Source organism: Fluviispira vulneris (genome assembly GCF_014281055.1).
In the GTDB taxonomy this organism is placed as follows: domain Bacteria; phylum Bdellovibrionota_B; class Oligoflexia; order Silvanigrellales; family Silvanigrellaceae; genus Silvanigrella; species Silvanigrella vulneris.
On record NZ_JACRSE010000002.1, the window covers coordinates 484,262 to 497,470 of the forward strand.

The window sequence follows — 13,209 nt, forward strand, 5'->3', positions numbered from 1 at the left end:
TAGTGTAGCATAATAGCCTTATTTTAAACCTTCCATTATAATTGTTTGTAAAATATTTTTAATGTACAGCATGCAAGAAGAATTATTAGAATTGGAGTTATTATGAAGCGCTCGCAATGGAGTTCGAAAATTGGATTTATTCTTGCATCTACTGGAGCAACAGTTGGATTGGGGTCAATCTGGAAATTTCCATACGTAACTGCGATGAATGGTGGAGGTGCGTTTTTAATTATTTTTTTACTGATAATATTTACTCTAGGAGTTTCACTTTTATTTGCAGAAATCGCTATTGGACGAGCAGCTAGCTGTGGTGCAGTTGGAGCCTTTCGTAGTTTAGGCGGAAAAAAGTGGTCCTTTATTGGTTATATGGGTGTTGTGTGTGGGTTTATAGTTCTTTCATTTTATAGTGTGATTGGAGGTTGGACTATAGGTTATTTGATGCGTGCGCTTGATGGGCGTGTTATGACAAATGATTCTAAAATTCTTTCGTCTCTATTTAGCAATTATGTTTCGCATCCCTATGAACCAATTATTACACATGGTTTATTTGTTTTATTTACTCTTTTAATCGTTATTTTTGGTGTACAAAAAGGGATCGAACGTGCAAGTAAAGTACTTATGCCAGCATTATTTTTTCTTATGCTTATTTTAATCGTCCGCTCAGTTACATTACCAGGTGCTTTTGCTGGAGTTCTCATCTTATTATCGCCTGACTTTTCAAAAATAAACTCATCCATGATTGTAGAAGCTTTGGGCTTAGCTTTTTTCTCATTATCTGTTGGAGCAGGTTGTATGCTTGCTTATGGCTCGTATCTATCTAAAGGAACAAAGCTAACAAGCGCAATTTTATGGATCACTTCATTGACAATGTTGACTTCAATTTTAGCAGGTCTTATGATTTTTCCTGCTGTGGCTTCATTTGGATTAGATCCTGCTTCTGGTCCAGGCTTAACTTATATGACTATGCCGATCGTTTTTAATCATCTTCCATTTGGCCAATTCTTTGCAATATCATTTTTTTCTCTTCTATTAGTTGCATCATTAACTTCTGCTGTTTCTCTATTAGAGTTAATTATTATTTTTCCTATAGATGAATGGCATTTTGAAAGAAAACATGTAACTGTGACAATTTGTTTTCTTATATTTATAGTTGGCATACCAGCATCTTTATCATTTGGAATTTTATCTGAGTACAAATTTTTTGGCAGAAATATATTTGATTCAATGGATTATCTTGCCACAAATATCCTCCTTCCTTTGGGTGGAATAGGAACAGCACTTTTCACTGGCTGGAAGATATGGCCGCTGATCGAGGATGAATTATCACACTCTCCAAGTATATCTTTGGGTATGAAATGGATATGCAGAATTATTGCTCCTGTTCTTATTGCGCTTATTTTAATATTTAATATTTAAAAAATTTTGTTGCACCGAACTATTATAAGGAGATGTATATGTTCAATGAGAAAATTATCGTTCGAGATAGTCTTGATGAAATATCGTTAAAAAAACTTTTTAACGATGAAGCTTTAGCAATACATATTAAAAAATTTGCAGATGTTAACTTATCAAATAAGTTAACAGAATATTTTCTTGAGCATCCAAAATTAGAATGTCATCCTCACGATCTTAAAAAAGAGAATAAAACTATTTTAGTTGATTATGGGGTAGACCGTGTCGGAGTATCTTATAATACAACTTTTGGTCAAAGCAAAGAGAGTGAAAGTTATAAAAAATATTTTGACGGAGCTTTGCCAGCAATCCGAGATGTGCGTAAAGCATGTTCACCATATTTGGCACCATTTGATAAATTTCGCTTAGAACTAGATGAGATTTGGTCGTATGGAGCAAGTTTAGCAAATTTTGAAGGAAAAAAAATGCATGCAGGTATTGCACGTATTATGAAGAGGCCTGAATTATCCTATTCTGTTGAAAAACAGCCACACTTTGATGGATTACAACAAAAGGAAGTAAAACTATTAGGGCAATATTCAGTAAATATATACATATCTATGCCTGAAATCGGTGGTGAATTGGAGCTTTGGGATGTTCCAGCAATTCCTATAGAAAATTATATAGAAGATTCATCTGAATGTGATTGGCGTGGTATTTTACCTACTTCTCTTATTGTTAGGCCTGAACAAGGTGACTTAATCATGTTTAATACTCGGAAACCGCATGCAATTCGTAGCTTTTCAGCTAACTATCGTGTAACATTACAAAGTTTTATAGGTATATTGCCAGACAAACATTTAATGCTATGGAATTAAATAATGGAGTCTTTGATTAGTCCATTTGCTGTTTTTATTGCTTTAGGAATTGGTGCAGCTGCTCCAATTGGTCCAATAAATATTGAAATAATGCGCCGGCATATAAATATCAGTTGGATCCATGCAGTTATATTTGGCTTGGGAGCCTGCCTTGCGGACTTAATTTTCCTTGCTCTTTTAGGATTAGGGCTTTTGGAGTTATTTTCAAATTCAATTTATATGCCTATTTTTGGAATATTTGGAGCAGCACTCGTTTTTTGGTTTGGTATAATGAGTTTTAGAGCCCCCCCAGCTGAAAGCAAAAGAAAAAGTTTAAATAAATCTTTTGCAAAGCAACTTCTAGATGGAGTTCTGCTCACTTTGTTAAATCCTTACAATGTAATTTTTTGGCTTTCTGTGAGTGCGCAAATTAATAATCTTATTTCAAGTCAGCACTCTTTTTTTATGGGTAGTATCGGAACTCTCACTGGTATATTGATTTGGATTATATTGATTAACTTAATTATCTTCTTTTCTAAGAAAATGCTTACACAAAAAGTTGTTATAATTATAAATCAAGTGAGTGGAGCAATTCTCATATTATTAGCAGGGTATTTTGCTTATAATTCTGTTAAACTTTTGATGTTAAAATTGTGATTTATGGTTAAAATTAATATTAATAAAATAGAGATAGATAATTTTTTTCAAAATATATCTACATATTCTGTTCATTCTCAATCTGCAAGTTTTTATGAAGATGCACTTTATCTTGCCTATAGTGATTTGTCATCTGACTCTGCACAGATCGTTAAACTTACAAGAGAAAATTTTAATAATATTTTAAATGAACATTCTATTATTGCATCTCTTTTAGGATATGATTATGTGCTTCCAGACAAAGTTTCAGAAAATATTCGCAAATTTGCTCTATTTAAAAAAATTGGATTGGAAAAATGTCCTCCTATTAGACTGAGTGGATTTGAAGGTCTTTTTGAGGGGCTTGGACAAATTGTAATAGGTCAGCAAATTTCTGTGGCTGCTGCAAATACGATTAGAACAAATCTTATAAAATGTTTTGGAACAAAAATATCGTTTGATAATGCTGTTACCTTACAAACTTTTCCTTCAGCTTCTATTTTTAAATCTCTTAAAGACCATCAGCTTTCTGATGTTGGCTTGAGTGCAATGAAGCGCAAGTGCTTAAAAGAACTATCAGATTTCTTTTTGAAAAACATATTAGATATTAAAAATGTAATGCTTGGACATGGTGATTTAGTTGCATTCAGAAAAGCCTTAAAAAATATTCATGGCATAGGTGATTGGACACTTGATTGGTTTGAACTTAAAATCATGCGTAACTTTAATTGTATTCCTGTGAGTGATTTTGCAGTTAAAAAATCCTTTCAATGGGCATTAGGTGCAAATGATTTGGCTACTCGTGAGGAAATTGAACAATATTCCATTAAAGTAAAACCTTTTTCGGGCATTTTGTGTCATAATTTATTGTATAGTTATCAAAAGCACATGAGAAGTTTAAAAAAGTGAATGCTTTGACTGAAGGTTTGCATGGAAAATATAAAATCAAATACAATATATTTTAAAGAAGGTTTAGTCGATGCATTACCCATCTGGCTGTCTTTCTTTTTTATGTTTTCATCTCTAGGTTCTCTATGTCATGAAAGTCAATTAAATAATATAAATACTTTGCTAATGACCATGCTTATTTTTGCAGCTCCTGCTCAGCTGGCTCTCATCTATGCCTTTAAGCAAGATGTGAATGTTCTCTATATTACGTTTGTTGTTTTTGTTATTAATTTTCGTTTTTTATTAAATTCTGCAGTACTGGCTCCCTATTTTAAGAAGTCAAAAGCAATTCACTCTATAATTGCTATGTTTATGTTTAGTGCAAGTACTTTTACAGTTGCTTACACTAAATATAAATCGGAAAATATGATGCATGGACACATTGCGTATTTTTATGGTGTCGCAATTCCTAGCTATATTTTTGCTTGCCTTACAACTTTATTTGGCTATTATTTTGTAAAAGATATTACAGATACACGTATTCCACTCATTTTTATGATCGTGATGCCTTTGCATTTTGCAGCGCTGACTGCACGGCGTTATCCTGATATTTTTGCAATTGTAGCAACAGTCAGTGGTTTTCTTACCATGCCTTTCTTGCAACGCTTGCATTTAAAATTTATTGAGCTTGTCTATGCATTAGTAATAGGAGTTCTTTTTTGTGCTTTAGATGCAAGAAAAGAAAGGGCTAAAAATGGATAATGCAATACTGATTGCTATTTTGGCTGCTGCAGTTGTAAATTATATGTTTAAAATTATTCCCATGTTTGTAGTAAGAAACATAGATTTAAAAAAGAATACAATTTTTAAAATCCTTGATTACGCTTCTTGCTGTATCATTGGTGAAATTATTTATTCTGCTGCTTTTAAAAACGCAAGTTTGAAAGTTCTTTGGGATACTAAGACTCTGCTTTATCTGCTTAATATTATTTTTATAATACTATCATTTTATATCTGCATAAAAACTGGATCTATTCTAAAAAGCGTATTTATTTCGTTGAGTCTTTTCACACTTTGTTTGTATGCTTGGACTTTTTAAATCCTTACCTCTTTGGTGGTATAAATCTTTATTTTAAATTTTATAATATTATTTATGGATTTTTCTTGAAATAAAATAATATATTATTTATAAAAGTAAATGAATTTTCTTGTTAGTTATTTTTTTACAAATGGAGATTTTTATGTATATGAATCTAAGTAAATATTTTTTTATTTCTTTAAGTTTTATTTTTATTGGATGTAGTCTTGAACAAGAAAATGCCAAAAGTCTTGGTGAGGTCAAACATATTTATATTGCCAAAAAAGAGACAATTTATGATAGTAAAAACCTATTTGGAAAAGAACTCAAATTAATCGATAATGCTCTTGAACTGTCACAATGTAAAAGAGAAAATAAGAATATTTGTAATTATGTTGTTATTGGTCTTGGTGATCGCTCAAAAATAATACATAGAGCAAATTGTTTGTTTTGTGATACTGAGAGCTATGATAAGCCTCACTATGACAATATAACTAAATTAATAGATGTTAGCAAAAAAAGTCAAACTGTGGAATTAATAATTGGTGATTTTGGAGATATTATAAAAAATAAATTTGAGTTAAGCCTTGAACGTATAGATAGTGAAGCCGATAGAGAGCTTTTGATAAATGTATTTAAGTGAATTACTTCATTGTATGATATTTCTAGGGAGTTAGTGAGATATTTTTCCTTTTCTATTTCTAATAAAATACTTTTTAAAGTCTTTTTACCAATGAATTTCTCTAACTTCTTTTACCCATTTTATTTCTCCTTGGTTTATTATTTTTGATTGAGAAATTAAGGAACTAGTTGAAAATAATATAAAAAATGAAGAAACTGTAATTATAAATTTCATTATAAATCCTTCCTTTGGTTGTAAAAGCTTAAGTAACTAAATTCACAGTCAACATCACCCTTATTTTGAAGTTTTTGTAAATCTGTTATCTTTAATAATAGTTTCTTTGCATCGTGGATTATTTCATCATATTTTTCTTTTGGAACTTTTTTATAGTTTAAGTAAAACATTTTACTTTCCTCAAGATTTTTTTCGGACATGACATCTAAGCTTCCTTCGACAGCCCCTGCAATTCTTTTTACTTTCTCCTTCAAAGCTGGGCTTTCAAATATTAAATTTTTATGAGCAGCTTTAAAACCATTTTCTCCTTCAATGATTAATTTATCTTTGAGAAGATTTGGTAGAATAAGATGCTTGATCTTTTCAATCATAAAGCCATTGTAATTTTCAAAAATATCAATTTTATGAGAAATTCTTTGATAGACATCGACAAGAAGTCGGAGTTCAAGATTAGAAAGAAGTATGAAGCAATGTGGTGCTGTTACTTCATTTGCAATAAACATACTCTTTTTTAAAGCTTCAATATCAGGATCCTTTTCCATTATTTTGCCTCGCTATTTTTATTTTAAAATTTATTATAATAATAAATTGGCTGGGTCAAGCTAAAATTATTGCTTTGAGTAAAATATTTTAATTATTGTTATTTGTCTGTAACTAAAAATCTCTTAAATTTTATAAGTATTAATAATTTTTATTTTTAGAATGGTTATAAATTGCGTGTGGATAAAGTCAATTTTTTTTCTATTAATAGCGTAGATGATAATATACAAATATTTGATAATTTTTATGTTAAAATTTTGCATACTTTTGAAAATTAAGGAAGATTTCAAAAAGGTTATGGCATGAAGAATGATTTTTTTATTTTAAATTCTTTCAAATTTTTCAATTTCTTTAACACAGGCGAATCGATCTTCAGCTTCACTACAAGGTGTGACTTCTGCTTTGCACTCTTGAGCTTTTTTATTATCGACATTGACTTCTTTTAATTGGAATGAGTCTTTATCAATAGGAGTGATCAAGACATCTTTTTCATATGTACAATAAAAAGGTGTTTTTTCTTTAAGAGGAACATGGATTTTATAACGCATATATATTTCATTAAGACTTCTGAACCCTCCTGAAGCATGCTGAGTGATATATCCTTCTTCTATATGCATATTTTTAATGCCGTTTAAGATTTCTCCCGTTTGCACTAACGATAAAAATGAGTATTTATCCGATTGCCAAAATCCAGTGTAATTATATGGTATTTTTGTTAAGCTATTATCTATAAAATTGCTTAATGCTCTTCGATCATATTTGATAAGTTTATTATATGCACTTTCTGCTCCAAGCACACATGCACTTGTATTGCTACGATGAACGTTTTCATCCGTTGTTGTTTGGTGCATAAAACATTTTGCAGCCGCATCTGCAATTATTTCTTTGTTTTTACGACAAGCTTTGACAATATCATTCACCTGTTCCTTTGTTCCACTTGGAAGAATGAACTTTTGTAGTTCTTCCGCACGCATACTGTCATTTAATATTTGAAGATATTTTTCTTTAAGATCAAGTCTCGTGCTTTTGACTTCATTGGTAAGTGGGAGGGAGGGTTTTTCTGGGGTAAGTAATGCTATAGAATCTTTATAATTAAGTGCTTGCCTTTCGTAAGAGGCTAGGTTCCATTTTATAACCGCAAGACCAGCTGGATTTGTTTCATCATAAGTACTTTGAGCAATTTGATTGGTGAATTGATTTTTTCTATATGAATCAAGAGCTTTTAAAACTTCAAAGCATGCATTTGCATTTTCACCGCTGCAATTTATGAACGATGTTTCACTTTCCGTAGGGATTGCTGTGGACATTTGGGAAGGTTCTCCCCCCAATTGAAAGGCATAGACTGCAAGTCGAAATGATTTTTTAATGTTTGTATCCAATTTTGCAATTTCACTTTCTAATTCTCCAAGATTTTGCAGATTTGTTTTAATATTTCTTTGAAAAAGAAATTTTGTGCCTATACTTTTAAAAGAAAATTTAACAGTTGTATATAATTTTGCACCAATGCTGACGCTGTCTACAAATGAATCACCACATGCTTCCTCAACAGTATCGAGAGTCTTTCCATTGCTATCTATTTGAGATTGAGCTAAAATAGACACAGATTTGTCATTTGTAGTTAAATCAAATCCAATTATTCCTGCATTCAATTCTGCAATTTCAGTAAAACTTATGCTCGTATGAGAAGCTCCAGCTTTTTTTGCGTATTCAGTTGAACGACTTGAGGAAAAAAATGAATAATTTATATCATAAGGTAACACTCCTGAAATGTTTCTTATTAAGTTTTCAGTAGATAAATTGTATAAATATGCAACTTCAAAATTACTAATATTAAATCTTGGGATCCTTATCGTGCCAGTGACGCACTGGGATTTTAACACTTGACTTTTTCTATCGTAACCACTGCCTAACAGGGCGGGAACCATCGATTCTCCTGGGATAGAAGTGTGGTTCATTTTCTTAAGTGACGAAAAACTGAGAGAGTTAAATTTATCGTTTGTGGATAAATCTTTTGACAATTTCACTGTATTCATCACTTTTTCACTTGGAGGTATCAATATATAATCAGGTTTATTAGAAATATTTTGATATGCTGCATAGGAAAGACATGAAATAACTATGCTGAGTGAGGTAAATATAAAAATTTTATTTTTCATTTTTTACTCCTTCTTTAAAATGGTACACGGGTAAAGAGAGTTTTTTCGAGGCAATTATAAGAATCACCTTTAGTGCAAATCTGAAATTTGTCAGTTTCAAAACATTTTTTGTAATCATCTTCAGATGAATATTTAATTCTTAAATTGAAGTTTTCATCATCAATTATGGATAATTTAGCGGTTGCATTGAGGGAGCAATAAGTATTGTCTTGCTTTCTCTTTATAACAGTAATTGGTAAAAAAGCTGTTTCTTCGTCGATAAAACTTCCATTATAAGAATAGAAAGTTAATTCCCCACGATAATCATAAACACCCATTGCTATTCGTGATCCTGTTTGGGAAATTTGGAACATGTTTATGCTTGCTGGGTTCCATGAAGTCCATAATCCAGATAGAATATTTTTTGGTAATATGTTCATAATATTTGAATGCAATACACCAGAATTATATATATTGAGATTTGCATAGACTTCTTCTGTTGCAAACTTGCAATTGCTTGGCTCAGAAAAGCAGGTATCAGCTGCGCGTCTTAATAAATTTTTATTTTCTGTAGATTTTAAAAGGATATTGCTTAATTGCTCTTTTATATATTCGTTATTAATCTTGAAATTAAAGAGTAAAGAACTTACACGATTCAGGTTTGTGACTTCTTCTTCATATTTATATAAAAGGTCCTTTTTTAATTGTTCGAGTTCAAAGTCATATTTGGGCAAGTCATTTTTGGGAATGAAACGAATGGCAGTGTTATTGTGTGCGACTAGGTGATTTGCATATTGAGCAGTTTGCCAATTAATTACAGCAAAGCCTTTTTCAGTTTCAGGATTCAGCTCAATCTTTCGTAATTGATCTGAATATTCATTTGCTTTATAATTTTCTAGTTTATTGATAGTATCAATACATTTTTTGACATTATTGAGATCACAGTTTAAATCTGATGCTTCGATAACTTCTCGAATTTTATCATAGTCTCCGCCAAATTGTCTGACAGAAATCTGCAAGTTAATATTTTCTGAAAATTTATCTTTGTCTGTCTCCAATTTTTTTAGAATATTACCAATATTAATCGACTCAAAATTGGTAACTTCTTCAAAATTATTTTTTTGTAGCTCATTTTCAAAAGCAAACTTGATTGTATAAATTAATTTCGATCCAAGGTTAACTGCATTTATAAATTCATCTCCGCAAATTTGAGTTACGGAATTTTTGATTGTATTATTAGGATTAATTGTGCTTCCTCCAATTTTTGAAGTCTTTAGATTTGTGAGAGTGATCTGTTTTGCTTTGTAGGTCGTAATGTTTGTAAAAGTTGAGCTATAATCATCATTTGTAATTTCTCCAACATAGTCAGCAAGAGTGATCTCTTTAAATGCACTGTATTGAACTTTGTTATTAGCATTACCAGAAAGTTCATTTATGAGTGAATGCATATCTATATTGTGATAAATATTTGTTTCCATACTGTGTTGGCCAACATGACGGATATCTCCCTCTATACATTGTGCTGCATACTCTTGTGTTTTGCTGTCATAGCCGCTACCGAGCAGGAGTTTGTCTGAAATACCGGGTGGGATAATACTTTCTGAATTTTTTGTCTTTAAAAATGTTTTCATTTCAGCACTGATATTTCTATCAATTACCTGAGGCTGGTATTCATTTTGACTTTTTCTTCCGCAGGAAGAAAAATTAAATGCTAAAAATAATCCAATAGATATAGATATTTTTAATCTTTTTAAAATCATAAAGAACCTTTCTTTAAAGAAAATTTAACAATATCAGGGAAGAAATAAATGTTAATTTGTTATTGCATAATTGCCCTTAAATTCGCCTATTTTTTTAATTTCTTTCTTTTTATTTACAAGTTCGGCTTCAGCATTATAATAATAGATAGAATCACCTTTTGAAAATAGTAAAAATGCTTTAGTAAAATCACTATTTATAGATTTTATATCTGTAATTTCTTCAGGTGTGATCAAATTTTCAAGTGAATTTTTTGAAAAATCATACAAGATTACTTTTCCTTTGATAGAAAGACTCATTGTTAAATCATCTATTGTCTCAATTTTCGATATTTTTTCTGTTGTAATATCTGATTTTATAGTATTATTAGGCGATTTAATATATATATTCCCATCTTCTTGAATAAAATATCTAGTATCAGATCTATCTTCATTGTCAATAATATTTATAATTTTTTTAGGAAAATCAATTTTCTCAATTTTTCCATTATTATTATATTCATTATGTATAGAATAATTACAAGCATAAACTTCTCCATTTTCAAGTAGTAAATAGCAATGAGCAGTATTATCTTGAAATGAGACGGAAACATTTTTTACAGAACTCGGTAATTTAAATTCATTATCTTCAGTAGTATATTTATCAGTTCTAGGTATAAGATCCCAAACCCAAAGACTATTATCATCTAAAGCAGCAAATATTTTAGCTGGAGCTTGACGAGATCCATGATATCTCGAATAAAAATATTTAATTGAATGATCAAAAGTACGAGGAAATTCTCTTACGTATTGATCCCAGATGTAAAGTGAGTTAGATGAACCAAATGCATAAAATGAATACCTAGAGCGAGGAGTTTTTATAATATCAATATTACTTGGTAATTCGGTTTTGGCTGGAAGAAAAATTTCTTCTTTAGGGAGAGAACTTGATATTTCATTATTATAATTACTACCAAATCCATATATATCTCCAGTATTATCCTTAAAAAAATATGTATAATCAAGTATTCGATAGAGAAGTTTAAGATGTCTTCGTTCTTCTCTGCTTATAGTAGAATCCTCATATGGAGTAAAAAATTTTTTTATTCGTAAATTAGGCATCAATTCTTTCCCAAAAATATCTTTAAGTTCTCCATTTTTATATAATATAAAATATCCGTATTTAGTGGTAAAAATATTTTCAATATTGTCTTTTTGCTCCAATGAATAGTAAAAATTATTAAAAGCTAGTTCTCCATTCTTTAGTTGCAATGAAGTACAAAAATCATTCATAGTGAAAACTTTAATGATTTTATCTTTTAATTCTATTGGCTTTATGTATGTAATGCGCTCCATGTCTCGATGAATTTTAACGGAATAATAATTATCAAATATTTTATATAACTTTTTATTTATTATAAATAAATTATCTTCCCATTCAGGGCCAAAAAATCGGCTGAATATTTCATTCTCAACCTTTTCAATCTTTGCCGGTTTGCTTGTAACAAATAATTTTTCTCCATTTTTTTTATTTTCAATTTCAACTTGACATTTTACCCATTCATATTTTCCTCTTTCTTCTTTTGGATTTATCGTGACAGTTTGTAGGGTATTTTGATTTTCAAGAAGCTTATGTGAAGGGTATTTTGAGTAGTATCCATCTTTTTCTTTGTTACTACTTATCATCCATTGGTAAGATTTATTTTTTTCTTCTATATCTTCATCACTAGAATTAAGCTTACAAATCATTTTATTCTCATCGATCTCAACACTTACTTCAGATTGAGCATATGCAGAATTAAATATGCTAATAAAATAAGATATTGATATAGCACTTTTGAATTTCATTTTAATTTCCTCGAGAATCTATAGTGTTTAAATTGAGTGATTTTTCGTCATAATCTATTAAATTTTTGAAGCTTTCTATTTTTAGATCATTGCATTGGTAACGGTCAATCATGCAATTATCCATTACTCTTTTAAGAATATTTAAGTTGTATTCGCTTTTTTTTGAAAGATCTTGGATAATTTCGAATTGCGATAGATTTAATCTAAATATATTTGAATTTTTTAACAATTGTTCTGCCCTTTCATTGTGAATATATTCAGAATCAATTTTTTCTTGTATTTCTCTGATAGCATTCTCTATATTCAATGCATTTATGAAATCACTATTATTTGCCTCTTTTGAGGATAAATATGGAAAACCTTGTCTTGTATAATCTGAAAATTCAAAGGAAAGTGCTATTGGACCATGGTTTTCTTCCATTGTGAAGTTCATATTATTTAATTGCTTTGGAAATTCTTCTTGACCATATTTAATAAGATTTTGAAAATATGTTTGACATGGTTGTAAATTTAGTAAAGAGCAATTAGGTTTGTCCCCTAATTTTTTTAGAAAATTATAAAAATATTTCTCATTGCCCCCGATTTGATAAACATTCACACCTATTGAAACATCATTTTTAAATTTTTCAAAAACTTTATCAAAAATATTTTTAGTGAAGCTCATCCAAAGTAACTTAAATGTGACTGATGCTTTAAATCTATTTTTTACCTCTTCATTTCTGAAATAAAGTTTAACACTTGCCATGAAAAATGCTCCAAGATTTATACCAGTGACAAATTTATCTCCGCATATTTTTCGTCTTTCTTTTGGTGTTAAATTAATTGTTGAAATTCCTATATTAGAAAGTAAGGGATTCATAACATGGACAGATTTGCCTTCTATTCTATTATTGTATATTATAGATAAATCTGAATTTTTTGATGAATATAATTTATTTAAACTAATATTTACTTTAGAAGATAAAACTTTAAAATTAACCCCTCCTGTCCCATTTGCATTTAAATTATGAGAAATTTGTTCTTCATTCAAGTCATAATAATAGAAGGTTTTTATACTGTTTTGTCCTGTATAGTATAATTGATTTATATCTTCTTCTAAGCAATTATCTTTAAACGTATTTAATAAAGAATCATAACCTACACTCGGCATTTTTTTTTCAATTGCGAATGCGTTTTTAGATAATATTAATATACTAATCAAGCATGTTAATTTTTTAAGTAGCATAAAAATTCCTATTAATAC

13 protein-coding genes are annotated in these 13,209 nt (G+C 29.8%); 7 read left to right on the forward strand and 6 right to left on the reverse strand.

The window, feature by feature from the left end; translation table 11 throughout:
- The first annotated feature begins 102 nt into the window (after positions 1-102).
- The 7 genes from H7355_RS05940 to H7355_RS05970 all read left to right on the forward strand — a co-directional run bounded on the left by H7355_RS05940 (position 103) and on the right by H7355_RS05970 (position 5,494).
- Positions 103-1,416 carry a sodium-dependent transporter gene (locus H7355_RS05940; RefSeq protein ID WP_186645804.1) on the forward strand — a complete coding sequence of 438 codons (1,314 nt, stop codon included), beginning with the start codon at positions 103-105 and terminating at the stop codon, positions 1,414-1,416.
- Between the two features lie 38 nt (positions 1,417-1,454).
- Positions 1,455-2,270, forward strand: coding sequence for a 2OG-Fe(II) oxygenase (locus H7355_RS05945; protein ID WP_186645805.1), 816 nt, complete (start codon positions 1,455-1,457; stop codon positions 2,268-2,270).
- A gap of 3 nt (positions 2,271-2,273) precedes the next feature.
- Positions 2,274-2,906 (forward strand): LysE family transporter, encoded by a 633-nt coding sequence (locus H7355_RS05950; protein ID WP_186645806.1) that lies wholly within the window; start codon positions 2,274-2,276, stop codon positions 2,904-2,906.
- 3 nt (positions 2,907-2,909) lie between these two features.
- Positions 2,910-3,794: a DNA-3-methyladenine glycosylase family protein gene (locus H7355_RS05955; protein WP_186645807.1), complete on the forward strand. Its 885-nt coding sequence runs from the start codon at positions 2,910-2,912 to the stop codon at positions 3,792-3,794.
- A gap of 21 nt (positions 3,795-3,815) precedes the next feature.
- Positions 3,816-4,535: an AzlC family ABC transporter permease gene (locus tag H7355_RS05960; protein WP_186645808.1), complete on the forward strand. Its 720-nt coding sequence runs from the start codon at positions 3,816-3,818 to the stop codon at positions 4,533-4,535.
- The gene (locus H7355_RS05965; RefSeq protein ID WP_186645809.1) at positions 4,528-4,872 is read left to right on the forward strand and encodes an AzlD domain-containing protein; all 345 of its coding nucleotides are present in this window, start codon (positions 4,528-4,530) and stop codon (positions 4,870-4,872) included. The genes H7355_RS05960 and H7355_RS05965 overlap by 8 nt, the downstream gene beginning before the upstream one ends.
- A gap of 142 nt (positions 4,873-5,014) precedes the next feature.
- The gene (locus tag H7355_RS05970; protein WP_186645810.1) at positions 5,015-5,494 is read left to right on the forward strand and encodes a hypothetical protein; all 480 of its coding nucleotides are present in this window, start codon (positions 5,015-5,017) and stop codon (positions 5,492-5,494) included.
- Between the two features lie 84 nt (positions 5,495-5,578).
- Here H7355_RS05970 and H7355_RS16015 read toward each other — a convergent pair whose 3' ends face one another.
- From H7355_RS16015 to H7355_RS05995, 6 genes are all read right to left on the reverse strand, one after another.
- The gene (locus H7355_RS16015; protein ID WP_286190665.1) at positions 5,579-5,707 is read right to left on the reverse strand and encodes a hypothetical protein; all 129 of its coding nucleotides are present in this window, start codon (positions 5,705-5,707) and stop codon (positions 5,579-5,581) included.
- Positions 5,707-6,249 (reverse strand): hypothetical protein, encoded by a 543-nt coding sequence (locus H7355_RS05975; protein ID WP_186645811.1) that lies wholly within the window; start codon positions 6,247-6,249, stop codon positions 5,707-5,709. Before H7355_RS05975 ends, H7355_RS16015 begins: the two co-directional genes overlap by 1 nt.
- A gap of 321 nt (positions 6,250-6,570) precedes the next feature.
- Positions 6,571-8,403, reverse strand: a complete 1,833-nt coding sequence (locus H7355_RS05980; RefSeq protein WP_186645812.1) for a hypothetical protein — start codon at positions 8,401-8,403, stop codon at positions 6,571-6,573.
- 14 nt (positions 8,404-8,417) lie between these two features.
- Positions 8,418-10,142: a hypothetical protein gene (locus H7355_RS05985; RefSeq protein WP_186645813.1), complete on the reverse strand. Its 1,725-nt coding sequence runs from the start codon at positions 10,140-10,142 to the stop codon at positions 8,418-8,420.
- 51 nt (positions 10,143-10,193) lie between these two features.
- Positions 10,194-11,966, reverse strand: coding sequence for a hypothetical protein (locus H7355_RS05990; protein WP_186645814.1), 1,773 nt, complete (start codon positions 11,964-11,966; stop codon positions 10,194-10,196).
- 1 nt (position 11,967) lies between these two features.
- Positions 11,968-13,191: a hypothetical protein gene (locus tag H7355_RS05995; RefSeq protein ID WP_186645815.1), complete on the reverse strand. Its 1,224-nt coding sequence runs from the start codon at positions 13,189-13,191 to the stop codon at positions 11,968-11,970.
- Positions 13,192-13,209 lie beyond the last annotated feature (18 nt).

Excerpts from the sequence above, each read along its gene's own strand:
- H7355_RS05940 (WP_186645804.1), top strand. The coding sequence starts at position 103 with ATGAAGCGCTCGCAATGGAGTTCGAAAATTGGATTTATTCTTGCATCT.
- H7355_RS05945 (WP_186645805.1), top strand. The coding sequence starts at position 1,455 with ATGTTCAATGAGAAAATTATCGTTCGAGATAGTCTTGATGAAATATCG.
- H7355_RS05950 (WP_186645806.1), top strand. The coding sequence starts at position 2,274 with ATGGAGTCTTTGATTAGTCCATTTGCTGTTTTTATTGCTTTAGGAATT.
- H7355_RS05955 (WP_186645807.1), top strand. The coding sequence starts at position 2,910 with ATGGTTAAAATTAATATTAATAAAATAGAGATAGATAATTTTTTTCAA.
- H7355_RS05960 (WP_186645808.1), top strand. The coding sequence starts at position 3,816 with ATGGAAAATATAAAATCAAATACAATATATTTTAAAGAAGGTTTAGTC.
- H7355_RS05965 (WP_186645809.1), top strand. The coding sequence starts at position 4,528 with ATGGATAATGCAATACTGATTGCTATTTTGGCTGCTGCAGTTGTAAAT.
- H7355_RS05970 (WP_186645810.1), top strand. The coding sequence starts at position 5,015 with ATGTATATGAATCTAAGTAAATATTTTTTTATTTCTTTAAGTTTTATT.
- H7355_RS16015 (WP_286190665.1), bottom strand. The coding sequence starts at position 5,707 with ATGAAATTTATAATTACAGTTTCTTCATTTTTTATATTATTTTCAACT.
- H7355_RS05975 (WP_186645811.1), bottom strand. The coding sequence starts at position 6,249 with ATGGAAAAGGATCCTGATATTGAAGCTTTAAAAAAGAGTATGTTTATT.
- H7355_RS05980 (WP_186645812.1), bottom strand. The coding sequence starts at position 8,403 with ATGAAAAATAAAATTTTTATATTTACCTCACTCAGCATAGTTATTTCA.
- H7355_RS05985 (WP_186645813.1), bottom strand. The coding sequence starts at position 10,142 with ATGATTTTAAAAAGATTAAAAATATCTATATCTATTGGATTATTTTTA.
- H7355_RS05990 (WP_186645814.1), bottom strand. The coding sequence starts at position 11,966 with ATGAAATTCAAAAGTGCTATATCAATATCTTATTTTATTAGCATATTT.
- H7355_RS05995 (WP_186645815.1), bottom strand. The coding sequence starts at position 13,191 with ATGCTACTTAAAAAATTAACATGCTTGATTAGTATATTAATATTATCT.